Annotated in this window: 23 protein-coding genes; 9 read left to right on the top strand and 14 right to left on the bottom strand. The window is 58.4% G+C overall.

The genetic code is table 11. From position 1 onward, the window contains the following. Window positions 1–178: 178 nt before the first annotated feature. Window positions 179–1,045, bottom strand: a complete 867-nt coding sequence (gene metF / locus GOX21_RS10125; protein ID WP_170374323.1) for a methylenetetrahydrofolate reductase [NAD(P)H] — start codon at window positions 1,043–1,045, stop codon at window positions 179–181. 94 nt (window positions 1,046–1,139) lie between these two features. Between metF and GOX21_RS10120 the strand changes: the two genes are divergently transcribed. After that, a complete protein-coding gene (locus GOX21_RS10120; RefSeq protein WP_170376074.1) occupies window positions 1,140–2,045 on the top strand; it encodes a LysR family transcriptional regulator in 906 nt (301 codons plus the stop codon). Between the two features lie 96 nt (window positions 2,046–2,141). After that, window positions 2,142–2,927 (top strand): inositol monophosphatase family protein, encoded by a 786-nt coding sequence (locus tag GOX21_RS10115; RefSeq protein ID WP_170347901.1) that lies wholly within the window; start codon window positions 2,142–2,144, stop codon window positions 2,925–2,927. 71 nt (window positions 2,928–2,998) lie between these two features. On the opposite strand, the gene bhcD is transcribed toward GOX21_RS10115, so the two are convergent. The 4 genes from bhcD to bhcA all read right to left on the bottom strand — a co-directional run bounded on the left by bhcD (window position 2,999) and on the right by bhcA (window position 7,418). After that, the gene (gene bhcD / locus GOX21_RS10110) at window positions 2,999–3,988 is read right to left on the bottom strand and encodes an iminosuccinate reductase BhcD (RefSeq protein ID WP_170347902.1); all 990 of its coding nucleotides are present in this window, start codon (window positions 3,986–3,988) and stop codon (window positions 2,999–3,001) included. Between the two features lie 77 nt (window positions 3,989–4,065). After that, window positions 4,066–5,229, bottom strand: a complete 1,164-nt coding sequence (bhcC, locus tag GOX21_RS10105; RefSeq protein ID WP_170374326.1) for a 3-hydroxy-D-aspartate aldolase BhcC — start codon at window positions 5,227–5,229, stop codon at window positions 4,066–4,068. Between the two features lie 12 nt (window positions 5,230–5,241). Next, window positions 5,242–6,216, bottom strand: a complete 975-nt coding sequence (bhcB, locus tag GOX21_RS10100) for a beta-hydroxyaspartate dehydratase BhcB (RefSeq protein ID WP_170360468.1) — start codon at window positions 6,214–6,216, stop codon at window positions 5,242–5,244. 11 nt (window positions 6,217–6,227) lie between these two features. Next, entirely contained in the window at window positions 6,228–7,418 is a 1,191-nt protein-coding gene (gene bhcA, locus GOX21_RS10095; protein WP_170360466.1) for an L-aspartate--glyoxylate aminotransferase BhcA, read from the bottom strand. A gap of 186 nt (window positions 7,419–7,604) precedes the next feature. Between bhcA and GOX21_RS10090 the strand changes: the two genes are divergently transcribed. Next, entirely contained in the window at window positions 7,605–8,435 is an 831-nt protein-coding gene (locus tag GOX21_RS10090; RefSeq protein ID WP_170374328.1) for an IclR family transcriptional regulator, read from the top strand. A gap of 3 nt (window positions 8,436–8,438) precedes the next feature. On the opposite strand, the gene GOX21_RS10085 is transcribed toward GOX21_RS10090, so the two are convergent. Both GOX21_RS10085 and putA read right to left on the bottom strand, forming a co-directional pair. After that, the gene (locus GOX21_RS10085; protein ID WP_170374330.1) at window positions 8,439–9,182 is read right to left on the bottom strand and encodes a rhomboid family intramembrane serine protease; all 744 of its coding nucleotides are present in this window, start codon (window positions 9,180–9,182) and stop codon (window positions 8,439–8,441) included. A 42-nt stretch (window positions 9,183–9,224) separates the two neighbouring features. Further along, a complete protein-coding gene (gene putA, locus GOX21_RS10080) occupies window positions 9,225–12,626 on the bottom strand; it encodes a bifunctional proline dehydrogenase/L-glutamate gamma-semialdehyde dehydrogenase PutA (protein WP_170374332.1) in 3,402 nt (1,133 codons plus the stop codon). Between the two features lie 102 nt (window positions 12,627–12,728). On the opposite strand from putA, the gene GOX21_RS10075 reads away from it, so the two are divergent. Next, window positions 12,729–13,217 (top strand): Lrp/AsnC family transcriptional regulator, encoded by a 489-nt coding sequence (locus GOX21_RS10075; RefSeq protein WP_170374334.1) that lies wholly within the window; start codon window positions 12,729–12,731, stop codon window positions 13,215–13,217. A gap of 30 nt (window positions 13,218–13,247) precedes the next feature. Next, the gene (locus GOX21_RS10070; RefSeq protein ID WP_170374336.1) at window positions 13,248–13,811 is read left to right on the top strand and encodes a tetratricopeptide repeat protein; all 564 of its coding nucleotides are present in this window, start codon (window positions 13,248–13,250) and stop codon (window positions 13,809–13,811) included. A 39-nt stretch (window positions 13,812–13,850) separates the two neighbouring features. On the opposite strand, the gene GOX21_RS10065 is transcribed toward GOX21_RS10070, so the two are convergent. The 7 genes from GOX21_RS10065 to GOX21_RS10035 form a co-directional block, all read right to left on the bottom strand. Then, window positions 13,851–15,740, bottom strand: coding sequence for a PhoX family protein (locus GOX21_RS10065; protein ID WP_170374338.1), 1,890 nt, complete (start codon window positions 15,738–15,740; stop codon window positions 13,851–13,853). 203 nt (window positions 15,741–15,943) lie between these two features. Next, complete coding sequence (locus GOX21_RS10060; RefSeq protein WP_170347912.1) at window positions 15,944–16,939, bottom strand: ABC transporter ATP-binding protein; 996 nt, start codon at window positions 16,937–16,939, stop codon at window positions 15,944–15,946. After that, window positions 16,936–17,970 carry a Gfo/Idh/MocA family protein gene (locus GOX21_RS10055; protein ID WP_170374340.1) on the bottom strand — a complete coding sequence of 345 codons (1,035 nt, stop codon included), beginning with the start codon at window positions 17,968–17,970 and terminating at the stop codon, window positions 16,936–16,938. Before GOX21_RS10055 ends, GOX21_RS10060 begins: the two co-directional genes overlap by 4 nt. Further along, window positions 17,967–18,806 (bottom strand): carbohydrate ABC transporter permease, encoded by an 840-nt coding sequence (locus GOX21_RS10050; RefSeq protein WP_170360456.1) that lies wholly within the window; start codon window positions 18,804–18,806, stop codon window positions 17,967–17,969. The genes GOX21_RS10055 and GOX21_RS10050 overlap by 4 nt, the downstream gene beginning before the upstream one ends. A 10-nt stretch (window positions 18,807–18,816) precedes the next feature. Further along, entirely contained in the window at window positions 18,817–19,731 is a 915-nt protein-coding gene (locus tag GOX21_RS10045) for a carbohydrate ABC transporter permease (RefSeq protein WP_170347915.1), read from the bottom strand. 65 nt (window positions 19,732–19,796) lie between these two features. Then, window positions 19,797–21,050: an ABC transporter substrate-binding protein gene (locus GOX21_RS10040; protein ID WP_170374342.1), complete on the bottom strand. Its 1,254-nt coding sequence runs from the start codon at window positions 21,048–21,050 to the stop codon at window positions 19,797–19,799. 23 nt (window positions 21,051–21,073) lie between these two features. Then, on the bottom strand, window positions 21,074–21,958 hold the full coding sequence (locus GOX21_RS10035; RefSeq protein WP_170374344.1) for an N-acetylmuramic acid 6-phosphate etherase: 885 nt from the start codon (window positions 21,956–21,958) through the stop codon (window positions 21,074–21,076). Window positions 21,959–22,128: 170 nt separating this feature from the next. On the opposite strand from GOX21_RS10035, the gene GOX21_RS10030 reads away from it, so the two are divergent. Genes GOX21_RS10030 through nagA form a run of 4 tightly spaced genes read left to right on the top strand, consistent with a single transcriptional unit; the run spans window position 22,129 to window position 25,920 of the window. Then, a complete protein-coding gene (locus tag GOX21_RS10030) occupies window positions 22,129–23,004 on the top strand; it encodes a BadF/BadG/BcrA/BcrD ATPase family protein (RefSeq protein ID WP_170374346.1) in 876 nt (291 codons plus the stop codon). Then, entirely contained in the window at window positions 22,991–23,740 is a 750-nt protein-coding gene (locus GOX21_RS10025; protein WP_170360450.1) for a GntR family transcriptional regulator, read from the top strand. The genes GOX21_RS10030 and GOX21_RS10025 overlap by 14 nt, the downstream gene beginning before the upstream one ends. Before the next feature lie 18 nt (window positions 23,741–23,758). Then, complete coding sequence (locus GOX21_RS10020) at window positions 23,759–24,787, top strand: SIS domain-containing protein (protein WP_170374348.1); 1,029 nt, start codon at window positions 23,759–23,761, stop codon at window positions 24,785–24,787. Then, a complete protein-coding gene (nagA, locus tag GOX21_RS10015) occupies window positions 24,784–25,920 on the top strand; it encodes an N-acetylglucosamine-6-phosphate deacetylase (RefSeq protein ID WP_170374350.1) in 1,137 nt (378 codons plus the stop codon). Before GOX21_RS10020 ends, nagA begins: the two co-directional genes overlap by 4 nt. Window positions 25,921–25,980: the final 60 nt, after the last annotated feature.

Genomic DNA, 25,980 nt, shown 5'->3' with positions numbered 1-25,980 from the left:
TACGAACTCAGTGTGTGGAGGCTCACGAATTTGTCAAACTTTATCAAAAATTTATCGCTATTTGGGGGACAGTTCGAGCGGGCGCGCGCTATTGTTCACTTCCCGCTTGCACTTGTGATCCCACAAAAAAGCCCGGAGCCTTGGCAGGGTCCGGGCAAAGTAACCAACAGGGATCAAATCAGGCGACGTTTTGCAATTCGGCCTTTGGAGTAATACCCAGTGCAAAGCACACGTCGCGCGTCAGTTCAGGCCGATTCAGGGTATAGAAATGTAGCTTGTCCACGCCTTCGTCGATCAGGTTCGAACACAGTTCGGTGCATAGTGCTGTGGCCAGCAGATCCTCTCGATTATCGCGAATCGCCTTTTCAAAGGCGTTTTCGACCCAGTCAGGGATATGCGCACCACAGCGGCGGGCAAAATTGCGGGCACCTTTCCAGTTCTCGATAGGCAGGATGCCGGGCACGATGGGCTTGTCGATCCCGGCTTTTTCGCAGGCATCGCGGAAGCGGAAAAAGGTCTCGGCCTCAAAGAAGAACTGCGTCAGGGCTTCGTCCGCACCAGCATCCAGCTTGGCCTTGAGCCAGTCGACATCAGCCGAAAAATCCTGTGCTTCGGGGTGCTTGTCGGGATAGGCGCCGACGCGGATGCTGAACATTTCGGTTTCAGCCAGGGCTTCGATCAACTCGACCGAGTTTGCGAACCCATCGGGATGCGGCACGAACCGATCCTGACCTTTCGGCGGATCACCCCGCAGGGCGACAATGTCCTGAACCCCGGCACGCGCGAATGTGTCGGCGATTTCCAGAGTTTCCTGGCGAGAAGCATCAACGCAGGTCAAGTGCGCGGCCACAGGAAGGCCGGATGATTTGTGCAGGGTGGCCACGGCATCGCGGGTCAGTTCGCGGGTTGTACCGCCCGCCCCATAGGTAACCGAGACAAAGCGCGGCTCAAGCGGGGCCAGCGTCTGAACCGTATCCCACAGGCGGAATGAGGCCTCGAGCGTTTGCGGCGGGAAAAACTCGAATGAAATTTCTGGTTTCGTCATGGCTGCCTCACTGGTCCTATCTGTGGCCCTTGTGCCAGTTTGCGCATTGTGAGACAAACTCATATTACTCAAGAACAACATGAGCCACACTACAATGCACATCGAATTCCGACACCTGCGTACGATTAAGGCCATCCATGAATGCGGTGGCCTGGCCCGTGCGGCGGATCAGCTGAACATCACGCAGTCCGCGCTGAGCCATCAGATCAAGGGGTTGGAGGATCAGGCGGGGGTCGAATTGTTCCTGCGCCGGTCCAAGCCGATGAAACTGTCGGCGGCGGGCTTGCGTCTGTTACGGCTGGCAGAGCAGATTCTGCCGCAACTTGAGGCGACGCAACAGGAATTTTCCTCTCTGCGGGATGGGCGCACGGGGCGGATGCATATCGCCATCGAATGTCACGCCTGTTTCGAATGGCTGTTCCCGGTGCTGGAGTCTTTCCGCAAATCCTGGGGCGATGTAGATGTCGATATCCGCCCGGGTCTGGCCTTTGACGCTTTGCCTGCCCTGCAGAAGGAAGAGGTCGATCTGGTGGTGTCGTCCGACCCTGAGGAGCTGCCGGGTATAGAGTTCATCGAACTGTTTGACTATGACGCGGTCTTTGTCGCGTCGTCCTCGCACCCCTTGGCGCAGAAAGAGTTCATCGAGGCCGAGGATTTCCGAGGGCAAACCCTGATTACATACCCGGTCGAACGCACACGTCTGGATGTGTTCAGCCAATTGCTGATCCCGGCACGCGTTGAACCGGCCGCAATTCGGCAGGTGGAATTGACGGCAGTGATCCTGTTGCTGGTGGCCTCGAACCGGGGCGTTGCTGCGTTGCCTGACTGGGTCGTGCGCGAGGTAAAATACAACTCGGACTATGTCACCCGCCCGCTGACGGAAAACGGAATTACCCGCACATTGTACGCGGCGGTGCGCTCGGAAGACCTGGAAAAACCCTATGTGCAGGAACTGATCGAGCTGGCGGGAATCGAGGCGCGCAAGCTGCAAGCGCAATAGGTCAAAAACGCGGGTCTGCTATGCGCATCATTCCTCTTGGCAAGGGCGCGTTGCACCAGTATACGCGCGGTTTGACCGGACAGGAGCCTTTGGACAATGGTTGGCAGTGCAAACCTCAACATCATGATCAAAGCCGCGCGCAAAGCGGGGCGTTCTTTGGTCAAGGATTTTCGTGAAGTCGAGAACCTTCAGGTGTCGATGAAAGGCGCGGGCGACTTTGTCTCCAAGGCCGACATTGCCGCCGAGGCAATCCTGAAAGAGGAACTGCTGGGTGCGCGCCCAACCTATGGCTGGTTGGCCGAAGAGGGCGGTGCGATTGATGGTGAGGACCCAACCCGCCGTTGGATCGTAGACCCGTTGGACGGCACAACCAACTTCCTGCACGGCCTGCCGCACTGGGCGGTGTCGATTGCGCTGGAACACAAGGGCAAGATCGTGGCCGGAGTGATCTATGACGCCGCCAAGGATGAGATGTTCTTTGCCGAAAAAGGTGAAGGCGCATGGATGAACGATACCCGTATCCGTGTCTCGGGCCGTCATCGCATGATCGAGTCGATCTTTTCGACCGGCTTGCCATTCGGGGGCCGCTCGGACCTGCCTGCCACGTTGCAGGATCTGGCCCGGCTGATGCCTGCCTGCGCTGGTGTGCGCCGCTGGGGCGCTGCGGCGCTGGACATGGCCTATGTGGCCGCAGGCCGCTATGAAGGGTTCTGGGAGCGTCGCCTGAACGCCTGGGACGTGGCCGCTGGGATCATCATCGTGAAAGAGGCCGGTGGCTTTGTGCAAGCCCTGAACCCCGAAGGCAACGTGCTTGAGGATGGCGAGGTGATCTGCGCCAATGAGCCGATCTTTGACCAGTTCGCCAAGGTGATCCGGGGCTAAGCTTCCTGCAAATCCATTAAAAAAAGCGCGCCCTGTTACAGGCGCGCTTTGTCGTTTCAAAGAGACTGGATTCAGAGGGTTGCGCGCTGCGCCAGCCCGGCTTCATCCGCCAGCCGTGCGGCAACGGATGCAACCGCCAGGTCCTGTAGCCCAACACCGGTTCCATCGAACAAGGTGATTTCATCCGCGCTTGCCCGCCCCGAATGGTCGCCATTGATGACGGCACCGATTGGGGTGATCTGATCTTCGGTCAACGAGCCGTTTGCGATGGCATGCTGAGCTTCGCCAAGGGTGACCGATTGGGCAACTTCGTCGGTGTAAACCGTTGCACTGGCAACCAGCGCGGCGTCGACTTCTTGCTTGCCTACCGTATCGGTGCCCATGCAGGCCAGATGGGTGCCCGGTTTGATCCAGTCTTTCATCAGCAAGGGTTCAAATGCCGACGTGATGGTGATGATGACATCCGCCTGTGCGCCCAGCTCTTCTTGACTAACAGCTTCGAAGTCGAGGCCGATTTCTTTCGCGACCTCACCCAGACGCGGAAGCATCTCGGGGTGGGGGTTCCAGGCAACGACTTTTTCAAAGTCGCGTTGCTCGGCTGCGGCGCGCAGTTGGAAGGCAGATTGATGGCCAGCGCCAACCATGCCCAGAACCTTGGAGTCCTTTCGGGCCAGATGGGCGATGGAAACGGCAGACGATGCAGCCGTGCGCACGGCGGTCAGGTAGTTGCCGCCGACCAGCGCAGACAGACGCCCGGTGTCCGGGTCGAACAGGAAGACAGTGGATTGGTGGTTGGTCAACCCTTTGTCCAGATTGCCCGGCCAGTAGCCGCCAGATTTGACACCCAGCACCTGACCGGCCCGGTCAAAGCCGGATTTGAATCCATAAAGCGCATCGGCATAGCCAATCGCTTCACGGATGACCGGAAAGTTGTAAGCATCTCCGCGCGCCATTGCGGCGAACACGTCCTGCACCGCGTCAAACGCGTCGCTGCGGCCAACCAGTTGCTGGCACAGATCTTCTCCGACGATCAGCAAGGGTTTTTCCGACATATCTTTCATGACCTTTTCCTTAGCTTGAGGGCAGGTCCGGGCGGCAGGGAAGGGAAGAACCGCCGCCCGGATCAATGCGGTTCGGCTTAATACGCCTTACCGCGAGCGGATACTGGCCAGAGGGTTTCGACCTTGCCGTTGCGCACCCCAACATACCAATCATGGACGTTGGCGGTGGGATCGCAGTGACCCGGAACCAAGCGCAGTTTGTCGTTCACCTTCAGCGCACCATCGGGATCAGCGACAACACCGTGCTCGTCCGAACACTTGACGTATTCCACATCGGTGCGCCCAAAAATCACCGGCAAGCCACTGTCCACCGACTGCGCCTTGAGGCCTGCATCGACAATGGCCTTGTCGGCCTTGGCGTGGCTCATGACGCTGGTGAGGATGAAGAACGCGTTCTCCCATTCTCCACGGTCGATGCGGTTGCCGTCCTGATCAAGGATACGACCATAATCGGCGTCCATGAAGGCGTAGGAACCGCACTGCAGTTCGTTGTATACGCCCGAAGTGCTTTCAAAATAGTAAGACCCGGTGCCGCCACCGCCGACAATGTCACACTCCAGTCCTTCTGCGGCCAACCCGTCCACTGCGTCTTTGACCTGTGCCACGGCAACGTCGATCTTGGCCTTGCGGTCCTCATAAAGGTCCATGTGCTGCATCGCGCCCTGGTAAGCCTGAATGCCAGAGAACTTCAGCCCCGGAGCCGCGTCGATGGCTTTGGCGATGGCGATTACCTCGGGCGTCGTCGTCACGCCGCAGCGACCTGCGCCGCAGTCAATCTCCACCAGACATTCGATCTGGGTGCCATGGCGTTGTGCCGCCTCGGACAGATCGGCGACATTGTCGATGTCGTCGACACAGCAGATCGTCCGTGCGCCCAGCTTGGGCATGCGCGCAAGGCGGTCGATCTTGGCCGGGTCGCGCACTTGGTTCGAGACCAGAACGTCTTTGATACCGCCGCGGGCAAAGACCTCGGCCTCAGAGACTTTCTGGCAACATACCCCACAGGCCCCGCCCAGCTCGACCTGCAGCTTTGCCACATCGACGGATTTATGCATCTTGCCATGCACCCGGTGACGCATCCCATGGGCCTTGGCATAGTCACCCATCTTTTTAATGTTGCGCTCTAGCGCGTCCAGATCCAGCACCAGACTCGGCGTCTGAATTTCGGCCTCGTCCGTGCCAATCGCGGCAGGAATGTCAAAGCCAACTTCAAGCTGATCAATATTCACAGGCTTGTTCATATTTCTTCCTCCTCAGCCCTTGATCCAGGGCAATTTATCCAAATCCACGTTGCCACCAGTGATGATCACGCCGACGCGTTTGCCCTTGAACACTTCGGGGTGTTTCAGGATGGTGGCCAATGGCACGGCGCTGCTGGGCTCCATCACGACACGCAGGTATTTCCAGGTGATCTTCATCGCCTCGACGATTTCGTCTTCACTGGCGGTTTGAATGTCGGTGACAAAGCGGGACACGAAGTGCCAGGTGTTTTCCTTCAGCGGCACTTTCAGACCGTCGGCGACAGTGATCGGCGCGTCATCCGCGATGATGTGCCCGGCCTTGAAGCTGCGATAGGCGTCGTCGGCTTGTTCCGGTTCGGCGGCGTATATCTTTACCTCGGGGGCCGCGTTCGACAGGGTCAGGCACGTGCCCGAGATCATGCCGCCGCCACCAATGGGTGCGACTACAGCGTCCACACCGTCGGTCTGCTCAAGCAGCTCGGCCGAACAGGTGGCTTGCCCTGCAATTACGCGCGGGTCGTTGTAGGGGTGTACGAACTCACCGCCCGTCCGGCCTTGCACTTCGGCAAACACGGCCTCACGCGAGGTGGTCGAAGGTTCACACTCGGTGATGATCCCGCCATAACGGCGCACCGCGTCTTTCTTGGCTTGCGGTGCCGTGCGCGGCATCACGACGTTACAGGGAATACCCCGCCGTCCGGCTGCATATGACAAACTGAGCGCATGGTTGCCCGAAGAGTGGGTGGCCACGCCGCGCTTTGCAGCGTCGTCATCCAGCCCAAAGACCGCATTGCAGGCCCCGCGCACTTTGAAGGCCCCGGCTTCTTGGAAGTTTTCACATTTAAAGAACAGCTGTGCGCCGGTCAGTTCGTCCAGATAGTCCGAACGCATCACTGGGGTGCGGTTGATATGTGGCCGAATCCGTTCGTGCGCTTCGCGCATGTCGGCCAGCGTCAGGCTTTCAGCTGTGGTGAGTGCGTCCAACATCAAGCTCCTCCTTAAGCTGCGGATTGCATCGGTGTGGCGCTGCCGCTGCGGAAGTACTCCTGCGCTGCTGCAACACCGCTGCCCAACGTGATCGGATAGTCCAGATCAGCCATCGCCATTTCGATCGTGGCCAGACCGGACAGAACCATTACATCCGTCAGGCTGCCCAGATGGCCGATACGGAAGGCTTTGCCGTTCATTTCGCCCAACCCGATGCCAAAGCTTACGCCATAGGCATTAAAGGCGTGATCGGTCAGCGCATTGCTGTCAAAGCCTTCAGGTACGTAGATCGCACTGACGGTATCGGAATACAGGTCGGGCGATTGCGCCACCAACTCCAGCCCCCAGGCGGCAGTTGCCTTGCGGACCCCTTCGGCCAGACGGAAATGGCGGGCATATACGTTGTCCAGCCCTTCCTCGAACAGCATCTTCAGGCTTTCGCGCATACCATAGATCAGCTGCAGTGGTGGGGTATAGGGAAACCCGCCCGACGCATTTGCGTTCATCATGTCGCGGAAATCAAAGAAGGTGCGCGGCAGTTGGGCCGTTTCCATCGCAGCCAGCGCCTTGGGGCTGACACACAGGATCGCCATACCGGTTGCCAGCATGAAGCCCTTTTGCGAACCCGACACCGCGATATCGACGCCCCAGCCATCAAACTCGAACGGCATCGAGGCCAGTGAACTGACGCAATCCACAAACAGCATCGCCGGGTGGTCGCTGGCATCCATTGCCTTGCGCACCGCTCCGATATCCGAGCGTACGCCGGTCGCCGTTTCGTTATGCGTTACCAGAACTGCTTTGATCTTATGCTCTTTGTCTGCGGCAAGAGCTTCAGCAAACTTATCGGCGGGCGCGCCGCTGCCCCAGGGGCATTCGATGATGCGGACATCCAGGCCGTGCCGTTGGCACAGGTCGATCCAGCGATGGCTGAACATGCCATAGCGCGCAACCAGTACGCTGTCGCCGGGGCTGAGCGTATTGGTCACCGATGCCTCCCAGCCGCCTGTTCCGCTGGCCGGGAAGGTGATGATCTTCCCTTCTTTGGTTCCAAACACCTTTTTGGTGTCTTCCAGCACAGGGGCAAAGGTTTCGACAAAATCAGGCGCGCGGTGGTCTTGTGTCTGGACCTGCATCGCTAGGCGCAACCGATCCGGGATATTGGTGGGGCCGGGAATGAATACCGGGTTTTGATTGGACATTTCTAGATCCTCCGATTTGAAGAAGAGTGTTGTCGAAATCGCTCCTTGGCGCAATTTTCTTGAAAAATATTTTCATTTTTGCAATTAAATAAATAATCCATTGAATAGATGTGATTTTCCGTTTTTCATTTTTGAGTTTCAGAAAGCGGGATGAAAAAAACTTTGCCGGGCTGAAAGGAGAAATCAGTGACGGACACCCCCAAAAGGCCGCGCGGCAGGCCCAAATCGTTGTTCAAGGAAAGCTCGGCCGGGACCATGCAATCACTGGATCGGGCGCTGGTTGTTCTGACCGCAGTGGCACGAATGGAACGCGCTGCGCTAAGCGATCTTGCGCGCGAAGTGGATGTACCTACAGCCACTACGCACCGCATTCTGGCGACGTTGCAGAAACATGGGTTTGTCGCCTTCGATGACGAGCGGCAGGAATGGATGATCGGGATTGAAGCGTATCGCACCGGCGCTTCGTTCCTGCGTCGAAACAGCGTGATTGAAATCGGGCGACCGATCTTGCGGCGTTTGATGCAAGAAAGTGGCGAAACCGCGAATTTGGCCGTGCCAGACGAGTCCGAAGTGGTTTTTGTCGGACAGGTTGAAACGCCGAACCCGATCCGGGCGTTTTTCCCACCGGGTGCGCGGACGCCGATGTACGCGTCCGGCACTGGCAAAGCGATATTGGCCGCGATGAGCGAGTCTGCGGCCAGCAAAGCATTGGCGGCTGACGCTGTTCGTTTCACCTCACATACGTTGCTGCCGAACGAAGGGTTAGAGGCGGATTTGGCTAAAACCCATGCCCGCGGCTGGTCGCATGATCATGAGGAACGGTACGAAGGCATGTCCTGTATCGGTGCCGCCATCTACAATGACCGGGGCGAACCCTGTGCCGGGATTTCCGTGTCTGGGCCGTCTGTCCGGTTCGTTGCCGACCGGGCAACAGAACTGGGTGCGTTGGTTCGGGACGCCGCAGAAGAGATCACGCAGCTCAGCGGTGGTCGATTACCGAAGCCGCCTGAAGACTAGCGCCTATTTTCGCGGGACCCGTGGAATGCGGGATTGGGATAATTTGTATTTGTGTTCGGGGTGGGGCGGGTGGCCATGGGTGCGGCCCCAAAACGCGGGACCACCTCGTTTCAGCCAAAGCGGGAGGCACAGGACCAGGCCGACCAAAAAGCCCCCCGTGTGCGCCCAATAGGCAACTCCACCTTCGTCTGGGTTGCTTGCAAGGCTGCCCATGAATTGAAGGCCCAACCAGATGCCCAGCATGATGAAAGCCGGGATGGTGAAAATCCGAAAATAGACGATCAGAATCAGCAGAACGTCTACGCGCGCTTTGGGGAACAGCAAAAGATAGCCGCCCATCACCCCGGCAATCGCACCCGAGGCTCCAATGGTCGGCACCACCGAATTCGGCGCGGTGGCAACGTGGATCAGGCCTGCGCCGACACCAGCCAGCAAATAGAACAGCAGGAAGGGCAGGTGGCCCATCTCATCCTCAAGATTGTCCCCGAAAATCCAGAGAAACAGCATGTTCCCGGCCAGATGCATCCATCCACCATGCAGAAACATCGACGTCACAAGGGTTTCGAACGCAAATCCATCGGTGATCCGCGCCGGGATGATAGCATAGTCGAAATACAGCCTGTTGATCAGCGGCGCATTATCCATAATCCCCACATAGCTGAAGAAAATCAGGATATTGGCTGCCATCAGTAGGTAAACGACATAGGGCGTGCGCCCCGATGGATTGTGGTCACGGATCGGAAACATGGGGGGACGCTGGGCTTTTCCCGGCCCAGCGTCAAGGTACGGTTACGCCGCACCTCCCAACAAGGCCGCATTGCCTCCGGCGGCGGTGGTGTCGACGCAGACGTGACGCTCGCCCAGAACCCGCGCCCGGTCAGGTTGACCGGGGATCAGCGGCAGGATCGGGCCGTCACGGCGGGCTAGGTGGCGTTCGATCTCGCGCGCGGTTTCGTCATCTCCCCACCACAGAACTCCTGAGATATTGGCGATGTTCTCTAGCCTGTGCAGGTCCACCATGCCGGTCGCTAGAATGGCGGTGCCGCCCAGGGCTGCGACTACTTCGACCTGCGCTTGTGCGGCCTCGGGTCCTGGCCCCATGCACAACAATGGCGCGCGGGGGAATTCACTCAGTCGGTTGGACTCGCCGGTCGGACCGGGCAGGGATTGCGTGCGTACGGCAGCAGGCTGGCCTTGCGGATCGGGTAGATCGCCCATCGTGTTGTTCCAATTCGCCGTGCTGTGTTGACGATCCGGAGCACAGAAGCGTGCCATGTAGTTCGGCCCACCCGCCTTGGGTCCGGTGCCCGACAGACCTTCGCCGCCAAAGGGCTGAGATCCCACGATCGCCCCAATCTGGTTGCGGTTGACATAAATGTTGCCCGCGTGAACGGCCTCAGTGATGTGCTGCACCCGGTCATCGATGCGGGTGTGCAGGCCGAAAGTCAGCCCATAACCTGTGGCATTGATGTCGGCGATGACCTGATCAATCTCAGCAGCCTTGAAGCGGACGACATGCAGAACCGGGCCAAACACTTCACGCTCCAGTGCGCTGATACCGGGGATTTCGATCAGGGTAGGGGCGATGAAAGTCCCTTCGGGGGGCGTGTTCAGTTCCTTCACCACCCTGCCTTCTGCGCGCGCTTGCGCGATGTGGTCCGCAATGCCTTGCAGCGCGTCCTGATCAATGACCGGGCCGCAATCGGTCGACAAAAGCCATGGGTCACCGACCTGCAAAACCTCCATCGCGCCGGTCAGCATGGTCAGCAAGTCGTCGGCGATATCTTCCTGCACATAGAGGCAGCGCAGGGCCGAGCATCTCTGACCCGCAGATTGAAATGCGCTTTCGATAATGGATTGCACGGCTTGTTCAGGCAGTGCGGTGCTGTCCACAATCATGGCGTTCAATCCGCCGGTTTCCGCGATCAAAGGCGTGCCAGGTTTCAGGCTCTCTGCCATTGCTGAACGAATTTTCAATGCGGTGGCGGTCGAGCCTGTAAAGGCGACCCCAGACACGCGCGGGTCTGACGTCAACGCCGCCCCGACGGACGGCCCACCGGGCAGCAGTTGCAGAACGTCGCGCGGTACTCCGGCCTCGTGCAGCAGTTGGACAGCCCGGTGCGCGACCAACGGCGTTTGCGGCGCAGGCTTGGCTAGAACGGCGTTGCCGGTGGCCAAAGCCGCCGAAATCTGCCCGGTAAAGATTGCCAGCGGAAAGTTCCAGGGGCTGATGCAAGTAAACGTGCCCGCCGGTTCGGCCGCCGGGATATTAGCAGCATAATAACGAAGGAAATCGACCGCCTCGCGCAGTTCAGCGACCGCATCGGGAATCGATTTACCAGCCTCTCGCGCCAGCAGAGCGAAAAGCTCACCATAATGTGCTTCGTACAGATCAGCTGCTGTATTCAATACCTGCGCCCGTTGTTCAGCCGGAGCATTCCACTGAGCCGCCGTGGCCAAGGCAAGTTCGACATCCTGCGCGCTGGCCGGGGCGACTGCGCCCGGACGGTCCTGTGGATGCGCCGGATTGGTGACGGGTTCGTCAGCGTCGGGATGCGCGTCTTGTGACAGAAGCGGCTGTGCGTACCAGTGATGCGCGCGAAACGCATCGCGGGCGGCGTCAATCCGATCGAGCGTCGGTGTGTGTTGCAGATCGAACCCTTTAGAATTGGGTCGCTCGGGTTGAAACAGTTCAGGGCCGGTTGGCAGCGGTGATTTTGGTTCTGCAATGGTGTCGAATGGGTCCGAGGCGACCTCCTCGGGTGGCACATTTTCATCGACGATCTGGTTCACGAAGGATGAGTTCGCACCGTTTTCAAGCAAACGCCGCACCAGATAGGCCAAAAGATCGCGATGTGCTCCGACCGGAGCGTAAATTCGGCAGCGAGTGTTGCTTTGATCGCGAACGATCTGATGCAAAGTTTCGCCCATGCCATGCAAACGCTGAAACTCGAACGGTTGCGCGTCGGCCATATGCAGGATTGCGCTGACCGTATGGGCGTTATGGGTGGCAAATTGCGGGTAAATCCGGTCGGTCATACCCAACAGCTTGCGGGCATTGGCGATGTACGAGATATCGGTCGCCGCCTTACGCGTGAAAACCGGGAAACCGTCGACACCCTCGACCTGCGCGCGCTTGACCTCGGTATCCCAATAGGCCCCCTTGACCAGTCGGACCATCAGTTTGCGGTCATGACGTTCTGCCATGTCATAGAGCGTGTCCAGAACAAGCCCCGCACGCGGACCATAGGCTTGCACGACAATGCCGAAACCATCCCAACCGGCCAATGCGGGCTCGCCCATAACGGCTTCGATCACTTGCAGGGAAAGCGACAGGCGGTCGGCTTCCTCGGCGTCTACATTCAGGCCCATACCGGCGGCTTTGGCCAACAGACACAGGGCGCGCAGGCGAGGGACAAGCTCTTCCATCACCCGTTGTTCCTGCGCCAATTCATAGCGCGGATGCAGGGCTGACAGCTTTACCGATATCCCCGGATTGGCCCGGATATCGTCATGGGTGCAGGCATCGGCAATGGCCGCGATAGCGCGGGAATAAGACAGGTGATAACGGGCGGCGTCAGCTTCGGTGCGCGCCGCCTCGCCCAGCATGTCGTAGGAATAGGTGTAACCCTTTGCCTCCATCCCGGCGGCCCGGTCCATGGCGGACTGGATAGTCTCACCCAGTACGAATTGACGGCCCATTTCTTTCATCGCGCGGCCAACGGCCGTACGGATCACCGGTTCGCCCAATCGTTTGATGGCCCCACGCAGGGCGCCGACGGGCGACGCTTTGCCCTCGTCCAGAACCTTTCCGGTCAGCATCAGCGCCCAAGTTGACGCGTTCACCAGCGAAGACGATGACTGCCCCAGATGTTTGCCCCAATCCGACGGCGCAATCTTGTCCTCGATCAGCGCGTCGATGGTGTCGGCATCAGGGACGCGCAGCAGCGCCTCGGCCAGACACATCAGCGCGATGCCCTCGTCGGTGGACAGGCCGTATTCGGCCAGAAACACCTCCATCATGCCGGGCGAAGTACTGGACCGGATGTCACGCACCAACTGAGCCGCTGCTGCGCAGATCGCCGTGCGGTCGGCTTGGGGTAGGTTGGCATGTTCGACCAACTGATCCAATACTGCAGACTGGTCAGCATAGGTCTGGCCGTCGATATGGGTGCGCAGGCTGTGTGTCATGTATCCTCCGGGCTTTTGGGGAGTATACAGTCGATTTTTCAGGACAATCGCCTTAAGTTCAAAAAATGGTAGGCGAATGTTCTGAAATTTCGAGGTTCAGCGATGCAAAAAGATAATCCCGATCTGGATCGGTTCGACCGGTCGATCCTGGCGATTCTGGCCGAGGACGGGCGCATTTCGGTTGCCGACCTTGCGCGGCGGATCGGGTTGTCGAAATCTCCAACTCAAGCACGTGTGAAAAGACTTGAGGCCGAGGGTATCATCACCGGATACCGTGCCCTGCTGGACCCGATCCGTCTTGGTCTGGATCACGTCGCCTTTGTCGAGGTGCGCCTGACCGACACGCGCGAGAAGGCCCTTGCCGAGTTCAACGCGGCAGTGCGTAGGGTGGCCGAGATCGAGCAAGCCCATATGATTGCGTCAAATTTTGACTATTTGTTGAAAATTCGTACCGGCTCGATGTCGGAATACCGCGCGGTGCTGGCCGAGAAAATCTCATCCCTGCCGCATGTGGCCAACACATCGACCTTCGTCGCTATGGAAGCGGTGAAAGAGACGGGCGTGTCCGGTGCCATTGACGGGATGGGTTGACGAAAACCCCGCACGCGTCACCATTGGGTCATGAAACAGATCACCTATGCCGCCATCCTGTTAATAACATCCACAACAGCGCATGCCGATGAATGCCCTGTTGCGCCGGATCACAGCGCCGATGTCAGTGGCGTAATCGCCCAGATACAACAGGCCGAAAACGAACAGGCCGCCCGTCTCTTGTCGAACCAATTGTGGGAGTTTTGGACGGACGCACCTGATGAAAGCGCGCAGGCGGTTCTGGACCGAGGCATGACGCGCCGAAACGCATGGGATCTGCTGGGCGCTATCGAGGATTTCAACAAGCTGGTCGCCTATTGCCCGTCATATGCCGAAGGGTACAACCAGCGCGCCTTTGCGCATTATTTGCGGCAGGATTTTCAGGCCGCGTTACCCGATCTGGACAAGGCGATCGAACTGTCGCCTAACCATGTGGCGGCCATCAGCGGGCGCGCCCTGACCTTGTTGGGATTGCAAAGGATTGATGAGGCGCGCGAAGCTTTGAACCAAGCGCTGGAACTGAACCCGTGGCTTTCGGAGCGTCATCTTCTGGCACCCGGAGGGCCACTGGCGCCTCCGGGTGAGGATATCTGACAAAACGCCCTAACTATAGAGTGGGGGCTTTTTTGACGTTTAGCCGACCAAACCGTTGTCGGAGCGCTTGATGGCGATGACCGATGATCGCGGTGTACCGCCATCGGGCCAGTTGCTGCCCGGATGCTGAATGCCCACAAACATGGTGCGCAGGTCGTTGGACCAGGCCAAGCCGGTGACCTCGCAACCATTGGGGCCCGTCATAAACCGTACGATTTCGCCGGTCACCGGGTCGCCGACCAGCATCTGGTTATTGCCATTGCCAGCAAAGTCACCCTCATTGTTGTCCTTACCGTCGGTCTGAATCCAGATCAGGCCTGTCGAGTCGATGACCATGCCATCGGGCGAGTTGAACAGGTTACCCTCATTCACATTCGGCGAACCAGCGCGGTTGTCGGAATGCACCGTCGGGTTGCCCGCCATGACATAGAGATCCCAGTCAAACGTGTCTGCGGCGTGATCGTCATTCGAGGGTCGCCAGCGGACGATCTGACCGTACTTGTTGGCCTCACGTGGGTTGGCGGCATTGACCGACGTGTCGTCACCACCGGCATTCGGTTTGACACCACGGTTCTTGTTGTTGGTGAGGCAACAGTAGGCCTCGACCGCTACCGGGCTCGACGCCACCCATTCTGGGCGGTCCATAGTGGTGCCACCTACGGCCGACGCTGCCATGCGGGTAAAGATCCGGATTTCAGCATCATCCATGCTAGTCGTTTCCGGCGTCAGTGGCAGCCATTCGCCGGTCGCATCGTCGTTGAACTTGGCAACGTACAGCGTTCCGTCATTCAGCAAGCTCTCGGTTTCGCCACCCGGCTGATAGGTGCCGTTCGAGACGAACTTGTACAAGTACTCGCCGCGCTCGTCATCGCCCATATAGACAACCACACGGCCATTTGCGGCCAGTGTCACCTCGGCGTTTTCGTGTTTGAAGCGGCCCAGGCCGGTGTGCTTGACCGGCGTGCTGTTCGGCTTGGTCGGGTCGATTTCCACGATCCAACCCGCGCGGTGCGGTTCGTTTGGGTTTTTTGACGTGTCGAAACGCGGATCGAAAAGCTCATACCCGTTCCAGCTTTCGGATTTGACACCGTAACGTTTGAAGCCGTCTGCCACCTTTTGGTCGTAGCTGGCGTTTTCATCGGACGATCCGAAATAGCCGTTAAAGTTCTCTTCGCAGGTCAGGTATGTGCCCCATGGCGTTTTACCCGCGCCACAGTTGTTCATGGTGCCCAGAGACGCCGTGCCGGTCGGGTCGGCCTGCGTCTTCAGCAGATCGTGACCCGCAGCGGGGCCTACGATCTTCATCGGCGTATTGTGGTGGATACGGCGATTGAATGGGCTGTCTTTGACAACCGACCAGCCGTTGGGGCCTTCGGCGATCTCCATCACGGTCACACCCTGAATGTTCTGCAGCTTCAAAACATCGTCCGCGTTGGCGGGCACGCCTTCCTGCGCAGCTGGCATGTTGATCTTGCGGTTCGGGTATTCGTGGTTGATGGCGATCAGCTCATGACCCTGGAACGAAAATGTCTCCATCCCATCAGTGTTTTCACCGAAGATACGGTCTGATTTGTCCAATGGGCCGCCATCCGTCAGGTCATAGCCATCGGCATCGGAAAACAGTGGATCGCCCCAACGCATCAGAATTTTCCACTCATACCCTTCGGGCACTTGCACGGTGCCATCGGTCTGCGCAGCAATCGGCGTGAATGCAAAGCGCGACGTGGTGACGGCATGAGCGGCAGTCGACCCCATCAGACCCGCGCCCATAGCGGCAGCGCCTGATCCAAATGCTAGCACACCACCCAGAAAACCTCGGCGCGAAATGGCGCTTTCTACAATACGGTCAAAGTCGTTTCCTTCGGGGCGGGGGAAATGCAGCTCGTCCCAATCGTCGGCGGACAGGGTGGTGGGATCAATGTCTTTCATGGATAGCTCCTGGCTGTCAGAAAATAGCAGATGAAAGGCAATTAGAATTTCTTTGTGACAGCTTGATAACAACCCCATTAAGGGAGAGGCCTGATCTTTCAGAATTTTGCGTGCAATGAAAAGGGAAAAGGCCTTTTCTCTGCGGGAATCCGCGCGTTCTGGTGCGCGATTATTCCGCAGAAAAACACGCGTGCCTGCGACATTTAGCGCAAACGCTGACCAGCTGCGTCGAACCGATAGGCCTTGTCAGCGGTATAGGCGAGCCGCAATTCCTGACCTTCGGAAATGGCGTGCTGACCGAATAGCCGCGCGGTCACGGATTGGTCGTGTATTTTGGCGATGACGTTTGTGTCCCCACCCAGTTTTTCAACGTGGCTGACCTGAGCTGTCAGCGGGCCGTCGTCGGACAGAAACAGGTCTTCGGGGCGGATTCCAATGATGTTCTGGCCGCTATCCCCCAACAGGCTTTCGGGTAGGAAATTCATAGACGGTGAGCCTAGAAATCCGGCAACGAACTGGTTTGCAGGGTTGTTATACAGCTCCATCGGGCTGCCGATCTGTTCCACCCGCCCGTCACGCAGAACGACGATCTTGTCGGCCAGTGTCATCGCCTCGGTCTGGTCATGAGTGACATAGATCATCGAGGCGTCCAGTGCCCGGTGCAGGTTCGCAATCTCGATCCGTGTGTTCATCCGCAAGGCGGCGTCCAGATTGGATAGCGGTTCGTCAAACAGGAACAGCTTGGGTTCCCGAACAATGGCGCGGCCGATAGCGACCCGCTGGCGTTGACCACCCGACAATTCAGACGGATAGCGATCCAGATAAGGCTCGAGGTTCAGCATCCGGCTGGCATTGGCAACGCGTTCCTCTATCACCGCTTTGGACTGCTTTTCCTGCTTCAGCGCCAGCGTCATGTTCCCGCGCACGCTGAGGTGCGGGTAAAGTGCATAGCTTTGAAACACCATAGCTATGCCACGCTTGGATGGCGGCACCAGATTGACCTGTTGACCACCGATATTGATTTCGCCCGAGGAGGCATCTTCGAGCCCCGCAATCACACGTAGCAGGGTGGACTTGCCGCAACCCGAGGGGCCGACGAAGACAACAAACTCGCCTTCTTCAACCTCAAGCGTGATGTCCTTGAGGACATGCACATTGCCGAAGGATTTGTTCACATTGCTCAGCGTCAGGGCGGTCATTTTGCGGGCTCCTCAAGGGAAACGGGCTGGCCGGTGCGGATGCTTTCATCCGCAGCCAGACAAATGGCGAGGGATTGAACGGCGTCATTCATATGACGGGTCAGGTCGATGTCTTCGGCGATTGCGCGCAGCATATAGGCTTGTTCGGCATCGCAGAGTTCCTGATGGCCGGGTTCATCGGGCATATCGATGGTTCGATCACCTTGTGGCGTATGGACCAGAAGGCCACCGACCTTTGTATGCCCATCAATATCGGAAGATGCGCCTTTATTGCCATCGGTGATCGAAACCGATCCGTTGGGCGACACGATATCTTTCACGAAAAATGCTGTTTCAGACATCATTGGGCCCCATCCGGCCTCGTACCAGCCGACCGAGCCGTCATCGAAAACCACCTGAAACTGACCGTAATTGTACATGTCCTCGGCGATTTCATCGGATAGGCGCAGACCCATCCCATGAACCCGGACAGGCTGCGCATCGGTGATCTGGCACATGACGTCGACATAATGAACTCCGCAATCGACAATGGGTGAGGTCGTTTGCATCAGCGCCTTATGCGTTTCCCATTCCGCGCCCGAGGATTGCTGGTTCAGGTTCAGACGGAACACATATGGCCCGCCGAGATTGCGCGCCTCGGTGATCAAGCGCATCCAAGACGGGTGGTGGCGCAGGATATAGCCCACGACCAGCTTGCGGTTCAGCCGCGTGGCGGTTTCCACCACCCGCCGCGCGTCAGCGACGTTGGTGGCTAGCGGCTTTTCGACGAAGACATGCGCGCCTGCCTGCATCGCCGCACAGGCGTAATCGGCGTGGCTGTCGGAATAGGTCGCGATCACAGCCATATCGGGGCGGGTCTCATTCAGAGCAGTTTCGAAATCCGAATACGCTGGATAATCCGAAAGTTCGGTGTGATCTACGCGCCCCGATCGGTTCACCAGCCCGACGATTTGCGCATCGGGGTGGTGGTGATGGGCCAGCGCATGGCTTAGCCCCATATTGCCCAGACCTGCGATCAGTACACGGGTCATTTGACAGCTCCGGATGTGATGCCACGGATCAGTTGGCGCGAGAAAATTACGTAGAGAACCAGAACTGGCAGGATTGCCATCGACAGGGCCGAAAGAACCGCGTTCCAGTCGGTCACGAACTGGCCGATAAAGACCTGACTGCCCAGCGTCAGTGTTTTGGTTTCTTCAGCCGGGGCAAGGATCAGCGGGAACCACAGGTCATTCCAGATCGGGATCATGTTGAACACGGCTACAGTTGCCATTGCCGGACGAACCAGTGGCAGGACCAGTCGGAAAAAGATCGTGTATTCCGACAGACCGTCAATGCGGCCTGCGTTTTTCAGGTCATCACTGACCTGCCGCATGAATTCAGACAGTATGAATACGGCCAGCGGTAACCCCTGCGCTGTGTAGACAAGGATCAGCGCCCACAGCGTGTTCACCAGCCCGGTCGCCACCATCATCTCAAGGATCGCCACAGTGCCGATGCGGATAGGGATCATAATCCCCAGCGCCAGATAAAGCCCCATGAGCAGGTTGCCTTTGAACTGGTATTCAGACAGCGCATAGGCCGCCATGGCGCCAAGCAGTAGAATGAAGAACAGCGATGCGACCGTGACGATCATCGAGTTCTGGAAGTAGAGGAAGAAATCCCCCTGCTTCATCACCGTCTCGTACCCGATCAGTGAAAAGCTGTCTGCGCTGGGCAGGGCCAGGGGTTCGCGAAAGATCGCGCGGCGGGTTTTGAAGCTGTTGATCAGAATGACAAAGACCGGGAACAGGGCGATCAGCGTATACAGGATCAACGCACCGTGCATCGCGGCGGTGTTGAAGGGATTTTGGCGTGCTTTGTTCATCCGTTCACCCTCACAGTTGATACCGGCGCATCCGGGTCTGGATGCCAAACAGATAGATGCAGACACCCACCAGGATGATGGCAAACATGGCCCCGGCGATGGCTGATCCCATATGCGGATCGCCCAGTTGCAATTGGAAGCCAAAGAAAGTGCGATACATGAATGTACCCAGAATATCGGTCGAGAAATCCGGCCCGGCCAGCGCGCCTTGAGACGCATAGATCAGATCGAACGCGTTGAAATTGCCTACGAAGGTTAGGATCGAGATGATCCCGATCGACGGCAGGATCAGCGGCAGCTTGATTTTCCAAAAGGCCGAGGCCCCGGTGATGCCGTCAATCTCACCTGCCTCAAGGATTTCTTCGGGTATGGTCAACAAGGCGGCATAGATCAGCATCATCGGTATGCCCACGAACTGCCAAACCGAGATCAGCGCCAGCGTGGTCAGGGCGTATTCCTCTTTTCCCAGCCACGGAGCGAACAGGGATTTCAGCCCAATCGCGTCCAACATTGACGGAGCGATGCCCCAGATCGGCGACAGGATCAATTTCCAGGCGAAGCCGACAATCACAAAGCTGAGGATCGTAGGGATGAAGATCGCCGACCGGTACAAGGCCGCAAATCGAAGCCGTGGGTGGCTGAGAAGCGCTGCCAGTGCGATGCCAATGGGGTTTTGCACCAGCATATGGATCAGGAAAAACCAGAAGTTATTCCCCAGTGCATTCCAGAACTGTTCGGACCAGATCGGGTCAAAGAACAGCGTTCGAAAATTCTGTAGGCCTACGAACACACGGGTCTGATCGACCTCGGTAAACAGCGCCAGACGCAGCGTGTTGAACAGCGGAAAGATCATAACCGCGGTATAGACCAGCACGGCCGGTGCCAGAAACACGACGATATGCCAGCGGAAGCGGGGGCGGTTCATTGGACTGCTTTCAATGGGGTGTCGGGTTTACCCGGGCGATCACCGCCGCCCGGGTATGATTGGGTTTACTGGTGTGGTGCGTACCAGGAGGCGAGGCCTTCCTGCAATTCTGCACCCAGATCCTCGGGGGATTTGGCGCCTTTGATGGCGGCAACCGATGCGCCCCAGGTTTCATTTTCAAGGTTCGGTGTACCGCGCGACAGGATTTGATAGGTCGAGCGGATGGTCGATTCACACTCGTCGCGCCAGCCCACGATTTCCTTGGCCAGTGGATCTTGCAATTCGACAGGCGTGTTGGAAAGTGGGAAGAAGCCGGGCAGGGCATTGCCGAAAATTTCTGCAAATTCCGGGCTTGCGACCCAGGTCAAGAATGTCTCGGCGGCCTCGGGATGTTCAGTCGCGGCGTTCATGCCGATGCCGATATCGGTGTGGTCCGAAATGTAGCAGGTGTCGCCAGCGTTACGGACTGGCGGCTTGAATGCACCCATCTCAAAATCGGCCTGTGTGTTGAAGCCCGAGATTTCCCATGAGCCTGCGGGATAGATCGCCGCGCGACCTAGTGTGAAGATGTTCTGACTATCGGGATAGGTCTGTGCCTCATACCCGTCGCCCAGATACTCACCCCAGCGTGCCAATGTGGCATAAGGGGCTGTCCAGGCCTCATCGGTAAGCTTTTGCTCGCCCGCGATCAGGGCCTGACGGCCTTCCTCACCCTTCCAGTAGTTCGGCCCGATGTTGTTGTAACCCATCGTGGCGGCTTCCCACTGGTCGTTAGTGCCCATCGCCATCGGAATATAGTTGCCATCTTCTCGAATCTTGTCGAGCGCGGCAAAGAACTCATCCTCGGTCGTTGGAACTTCGATCCCAAGTTCAGCAAATGCGTCTTTGTTATATATGAACCCATGAATTACCGAAGCCATCGGAACGCAGAATGTGACCGCGCCATCATCCGTCTGCCAGGCCGATTTTGCCACGTCCGAGAAGTTGCTCATCGCATCGACTCCGGACAGATCGGTCAGGTGTCCTGCATCATACAGCGCCAAAGAGGCGTCAAAGGGGCGGCAGGTGATCAGGTCACCGGCTGAACCCGCGTCCAGTTTCGAGTTTAAAACGGCGTTATACTCTGCTGGTGCTGACGGGGTGAAATCGATCTTGATTCCGGGGTGCTGCGCTTCGAACGCGGGAATGATCTGGTCCTGCCACAGGGTCAGGTCATCATTGCGCCAGCTTTCGATGGTCAGGGTTACGTCTTCGGCATAGGCAGTTGTGGCCATCAGGGTTGTCCCCAATAAGGCCAGCTTCAGGCTTTTATGTTTCATCTCTCTCTCCCGTTATTTAGTTGTTAATCCTTGGCCAATGCTGCGGTCAGAACTCCCTTCGTGGTTCGCAGGCGAGCATCCGCTTGCGCCAACGACAGGTCTTGTGCGGCAATTAGAATGGCGGGTTTTACGTCGCCATGCGCAACGTTCAGTGCGTTTTGCGCCGTTTCTGTATCCACTTCGGCGATGCGGGCGACGATCCCGGCGGCGCGGCCCCGCAGTTTGTCGTTGTCGGCACGTAGATTGACCATCATGCCGCTATGCACATGGCCAAGCTCAACCGCCATAAGCGAAGACAGCATGTTCAGCGCAATCTTCTGCGCTGTTCCAGCGCCCATGCGTGTGGAGCCTGAGATCAGCTCGGGCGGCGTCGCCAACAGGATGGGAATGTCAGCGCCCAGCAGCAAGGGGCTGCCGCCGTTATTGGCGATACTGATCACAGTTGCGCCCTTGGTGCGGGCGATGTTCATGGCAGCCACGGTGTACGGCGTAGAGCCGCTTGCTGAAACCGCAATCACCGTGTCTTTGGCTTGTAAGCTGTCCAAGGCTTGTTCCAACCCTTCGGTCGCATCCTCGGCCCCGCCCGGCATTTCAACCCCGGTGGGCAGGCCACCTGCCATATGTATGCGCAGACGGGCAGGGGGGATCGAGAATGTGCCGCCCAGCTCTTGCGCGTCAGCAGCTGCCATCAGGCCAGATGACCCGGCGGCCACAAAGTGCAATATCCCCTCTGCGCGCATGGTTTCTGCCATGGCCTTGGCGCCCCGGACGATGTTGTCCTCGGCGTCGCGAACGGCTGCGGCAGCTTTGATTTGACCTTCGGCCAACGCACGAGCCGAAGTGGCCAGATCGCCTGGTGACAGGCGCGCGGCATCAGGGTGTAATTGTTCGGTTGACGGCAGCGCCAAGAGAATCCTCCCACGTTTCCCTAATACAATACCTATCTAATACCACTTGTCTAGAATTTTATTTCTGACTGAGACTTATCGAAGTAATTCATCCATTTAGTTGGCGATGTGGCCATTCGGTGTTGAATTTGGCCTTTTCTATCGCTGAAAGGTATTATAATGGTATTGTTATGAATGAGTCTCGAGATAATGCTGTGTTGGCCGTTGATGGCGGGGGGACGCGATGCCGCGTCGCCTGTGAAATCTGGGGTGCGGTCCATAGTGTCGAGACCGGAGCGGCCAATGTTTCGACCGATTTTGACAGCGCGCTGGCGCAGATTCGGGCTGGGTTGGATCAATTGTCGCGTCAGATCGAGGTGACCATAGGGGATTTAATCACTCTGCCTGCTTTTGTGGGACTGGCGGGCGTTACTGATGCCGCGATCGCAGGGCGGTTGCGGGATGCGCTGGGCCTGACCTGCGCGCGGGTCGAAGATGACCGGCCCGCCGCCGTGAGGGGGGCATTGGGCGCGCAGGACGGTTTGATCGCGCATTGCGGCACCGGGTCTTTTCTTGCGGTGCAGGCGGATGGCGCGATGCGTTTTGCCGGAGGTTGGGGTTCGATTCTGGGGGATGAGGCCTCGGCCCAGTGGGTTGGGCGCAGAGCCTTGGCTGAGACGCTGCGTGCATATGATGGCACGCAAGCCGAAACCGATCTGACGCAAATGCTGTTGGCTGACCTTCAGGGCCCGGCTGGTATTGTGCGCTTTGCTGGAACGGCCACGCCCGCACAATTCGGAGTGCTCGCACCTACAGTGACGTCCGCTGCGAAAAAGGGCGATGCGGTTGCCGTACATATTCTACGAGCGGGGGCTGGCTATATCGCGGATATCGCCAAACAGTTGGGCTGGCAGGCGGGTCAGACGATCTGCCTGACCGGTGGGATTGCGGGGCAATATGCGCACTATTTACCTGATGACATGCAATCGGCCATTCGCCCTTCGCTGGGTGAGCCGCTGACCGGGGCCTTGGCCCTTGCGAAGGAGATCCGACATGAGCATCTCTGACTTCCTGCGCGCCGATTTGTGGCTGAGCCCGGACAAAGGGCCGCGCTATGTTCAGCTAAGGCACAGGCTGCAAGAGGGGATCGACACCGGCGTGTTGCCACCGAATTCCTCGCTGCCGTCGGAACGCGAGTTGGTTGAAATCACCGATCTTTCGCGCGTTACCGTTCGTAAAGCGATTCAGGAACTGGTGCAGGAAGGTGTGATCGAACAACGTCAGGGGTCAGGCTCGTTCATTCGCGAACGTGTGGCGCGGGTCGAACAATCGCTGACTCATTTGACTTCGTTCACCGAGGACATGTCGAGCCGCGGGATGCAGACCACCTCAAAATGGCTGGAACGCGGCGTCTTTGCACCTACCCCCGAGGAGGTCCAGGCCCTGAGCCTGAGAGAGGGCGAGCAAATTTCCCGAATCTATCGCCTGCGCGAGGCAAATGGCCGCCCGCTGGCGCTGGAACGTGCTGCGCTGCCGCTGGACATCCTGCCAAACCCGATCGAGGTGACCACCTCGCTCTATGAGGTGCTAGACGGTCTGGGGCGACGACCAGTGCGCGCGGTACAGAAGATATCGGCCCTTAACCTCGCAGCGCGAGAGGCTGAGTTGCTGGAGGTGCCCGAAGGGGCTGCCGGACTGAACATCGAACGCGTTTCATTTCTTAAAAACGGGAGGGTCGCGGAATTGACCCGATCCCTCTACCGAGGCGACACCTATGACTTTGTCGCCGAGTTGCGGCTGTAGCCGGAAAGGCAAGTGAGCATGTCAGAACACAGTTCGAAAATGCGTCAGGAGGTTTTGGAAATCCCCGACGCCGTTGACCGATTGCTAAGCCAGGGTGCCGCCAATATTCAGGATGCGGCAAGGCGGGTGAAAGAGGCCGATCCCCGGTTTCTGATCACAGTGGCGCGGGGGTCGTCGGACCACGCTTGCGCGTATTTGAAATACGCTGCCGAATTGTTGCTGAACCTGCCTGTGGCCTCGGTCGGGCCGTCGGTCAGTTCGATCTATGGGTCTGATCTGCGTGCGGCTGGGGCGGTGTGCCTTTCGGTGTCGCAATCGGGCCAAAGTCCTGACATTGTAGGGATGACCCGAACGCTGAAATCTTCGGGCGGGGTGACGGTTGCGATCACCAACAACACGGCCTCGCGCCTTGCTGAAGTGACGGATGCGGTCTTGCCCCTGCACGCAGGGCCGGAACTGAGTGTCGCTGCGACCAAAACTTTTGTCACCTCGCTTGTGGCGGGGTTGTGGTTGTTGGCTGAAATCAAGGGGGATGGTGATTTGACGGCCGCGATCCGATCCTTGCCCGGTCATTTGGGGCAGGCCGCGCAATGCGATTGGTCGGCGGCGGCTGATGCAATCACCGGCCGGTCACTGTTCACGCTGGGCCGCGGTCCGTCCTTTGCGATGTCCAATGAAGCTGCTCTGAAAATCAAGGAAACCTGCCAGATTCACGCCGAAAGCTATTCGGCGGCCGAGGTTCTGCATGGTCCGGTCTCAATCGTTGAACAGGGGTTTCCCGCCATCGTTTTTGCCGCCGCAGATGCCGCCGAGCAAACGACAGCCGAGGCGGCTGATGCGTTGGCAGGCAAAGGTGCGGCTGTTTTCGCGGCCACTGATAAGGTCACCAAAGCGCATAGCCTGCCGGTAACCCGAACCGATCACTGGTTGACTGACCCCATTGCCACGATCACGTCGTTTTACAGCATGGTCGAAGCCGTGGCGCAGGCGCGCGGGATCGACCCAGATACTCCGCGCCATTTGAGAAAGGTGACAGAGACGGTATGACCTCAGACTCCATGACATTTCGCAATGGTGTCCTGTTCGATGGTGAGCGCCTGCATTTTGATCAGGTCATGACCTTTCGCAACGGCGTCCTTGCCGCGCTTGCGGCTGAGGAGACCGCACAGATCGAAGGGCAAGTCATCGACCTGAACGGGGATATCTTGTGCCCCGGCTTCGTCGACCTGCAGGTGAACGGCGGCGGCGGCGCGATGTTCAACGACGACCCCTCGGTTGATTCGATCCGGCAGATCGCCGAAGCGCATCGCCGTCTAGGTGTGGCGTCCTTGCTGCCGACACTAATCACCGACACGCCCGAGAAAACCGAAGCCGCCGTAGCAGCCGCGATAGAGGCGGTTCGCGCGGGGGTTCCGGGTGTGGCTGGGCTGCATCTTGAAGGGCCACACCTGTCGGTGGCGCGAAAGGGGGCGCATGACGGGGCGCTAATTCGTCCGATGGAGGACGCGGACCTGACCATGCTGATTGCGGCAGCAGAGCAATTGCCGTGCATGAAGGTGACCCTTGCGCCCGAATCCGTGTCTCTGCAGCAAGTGCAAGCTTTGTCGGACGCCAGGATTCTGGTGTCGCTGGGACATAGCAATGCAGATTTCGAGACGTGCCAGCGCTATGCCGCGGCGGGCGCGCGCTGCGTCACACACCTTTTCAACGCCATGAGCCAACTGGGCAGCCGCGAACCTGGTCTGGTGGGTGCGGCACTGGCGACGGGAGGGCTGTCGGCGGGGTTGATCGCCGACGGTATCCATGTCCACCCCGAGGTGATCCGCGCGGCCTGGGCTGCCAAGAAAGCGCCCGGCCAGATATTTCTGGTCAGCGATGCCATGGCTGTTGCGGGTACGGATCAGGCCGCGTTCGAGCTGGAGGGTCGCCGGATCACGCGGACGGACGGACGCCTGACACTTGAGGATGGAACGCTGGCCGGGGCCGATTTGGACTTGACCACTGCGATCCGCATTCTGGTCATACATGCTGACGTGCCGCTTAAGGAGGCGCTGGCTGCAGTCACGACCTATCCGGCGTCTCTGATCGGCCAGCCGGTTGCCCAACCGCTGCGTGCCGAGTCGATGATCCGGATTTCCTCGGACCTCGAATCCTGTTCTTGGATATGTTCACAGGGTTGAGGAAAGGGCGTCTGTCTCCTGCATTAGAGCGTGATTGCAGAAATTGATGTCCTGCGCCGA

The sequence above is a fragment of the Ruegeria atlantica genome, assembly GCF_013032005.1.
GTDB classification, from domain to species: domain Bacteria; phylum Pseudomonadota; class Alphaproteobacteria; order Rhodobacterales; family Rhodobacteraceae; genus Ruegeria; species Ruegeria atlantica_A.
This window is presented reverse-complemented; position numbering and strand designations above follow the sequence as displayed.

Excerpts from the sequence above, each read along its gene's own strand:
- GOX21_RS10115 (WP_170347901.1), top strand. The coding sequence starts at position 2,142 with ATGGTTGGCAGTGCAAACCTCAACATCATGATCAAAGCCGCGCGCAAA.
- nagA (WP_170374350.1), top strand. The coding sequence starts at position 24,784 with ATGACCTCAGACTCCATGACATTTCGCAATGGTGTCCTGTTCGATGGT.
- GOX21_RS10070 (WP_170374336.1), top strand. The coding sequence starts at position 13,248 with ATGAAACAGATCACCTATGCCGCCATCCTGTTAATAACATCCACAACA.
- bhcC (WP_170374326.1), bottom strand. The coding sequence starts at position 5,229 with ATGAACAAGCCTGTGAATATTGATCAGCTTGAAGTTGGCTTTGACATT.
- GOX21_RS10055 (WP_170374340.1), bottom strand. The coding sequence starts at position 17,970 with ATGACCCGTGTACTGATCGCAGGTCTGGGCAATATGGGGCTAAGCCAT.
- GOX21_RS10120 (WP_170376074.1), top strand. The coding sequence starts at position 1,140 with ATGCACATCGAATTCCGACACCTGCGTACGATTAAGGCCATCCATGAA.
- bhcD (WP_170347902.1), bottom strand. The coding sequence starts at position 3,988 with ATGAAAGATATGTCGGAAAAACCCTTGCTGATCGTCGGAGAAGATCTG.
- metF (WP_170374323.1), bottom strand. The coding sequence starts at position 1,045 with ATGACGAAACCAGAAATTTCATTCGAGTTTTTCCCGCCGCAAACGCTC.
- GOX21_RS10075 (WP_170374334.1), top strand. The coding sequence starts at position 12,729 with ATGCAAAAAGATAATCCCGATCTGGATCGGTTCGACCGGTCGATCCTG.
- bhcB (WP_170360468.1), bottom strand. The coding sequence starts at position 6,216 with ATGTTGGACGCACTCACCACAGCTGAAAGCCTGACGCTGGCCGACATG.
- GOX21_RS10085 (WP_170374330.1), bottom strand. The coding sequence starts at position 9,182 with ATGTTTCCGATCCGTGACCACAATCCATCGGGGCGCACGCCCTATGTC.
- GOX21_RS10060 (WP_170347912.1), bottom strand. The coding sequence starts at position 16,939 with ATGACCGCCCTGACGCTGAGCAATGTGAACAAATCCTTCGGCAATGTG.
- GOX21_RS10065 (WP_170374338.1), bottom strand. The coding sequence starts at position 15,740 with ATGAAAGACATTGATCCCACCACCCTGTCCGCCGACGATTGGGACGAG.
- GOX21_RS10045 (WP_170347915.1), bottom strand. The coding sequence starts at position 19,731 with ATGAACCGCCCCCGCTTCCGCTGGCATATCGTCGTGTTTCTGGCACCG.
- GOX21_RS10040 (WP_170374342.1), bottom strand. The coding sequence starts at position 21,050 with ATGAAACATAAAAGCCTGAAGCTGGCCTTATTGGGGACAACCCTGATG.
- putA (WP_170374332.1), bottom strand. The coding sequence starts at position 12,626 with ATGACACACAGCCTGCGCACCCATATCGACGGCCAGACCTATGCTGAC.
- bhcA (WP_170360466.1), bottom strand. The coding sequence starts at position 7,418 with ATGTCCAATCAAAACCCGGTATTCATTCCCGGCCCCACCAATATCCCG.
- GOX21_RS10025 (WP_170360450.1), top strand. The coding sequence starts at position 22,991 with ATGAGCATCTCTGACTTCCTGCGCGCCGATTTGTGGCTGAGCCCGGAC.
- GOX21_RS10020 (WP_170374348.1), top strand. The coding sequence starts at position 23,759 with ATGTCAGAACACAGTTCGAAAATGCGTCAGGAGGTTTTGGAAATCCCC.
- GOX21_RS10050 (WP_170360456.1), bottom strand. The coding sequence starts at position 18,806 with ATGAACAAAGCACGCCAAAATCCCTTCAACACCGCCGCGATGCACGGT.
- GOX21_RS10030 (WP_170374346.1), top strand. The coding sequence starts at position 22,129 with ATGAATGAGTCTCGAGATAATGCTGTGTTGGCCGTTGATGGCGGGGGG.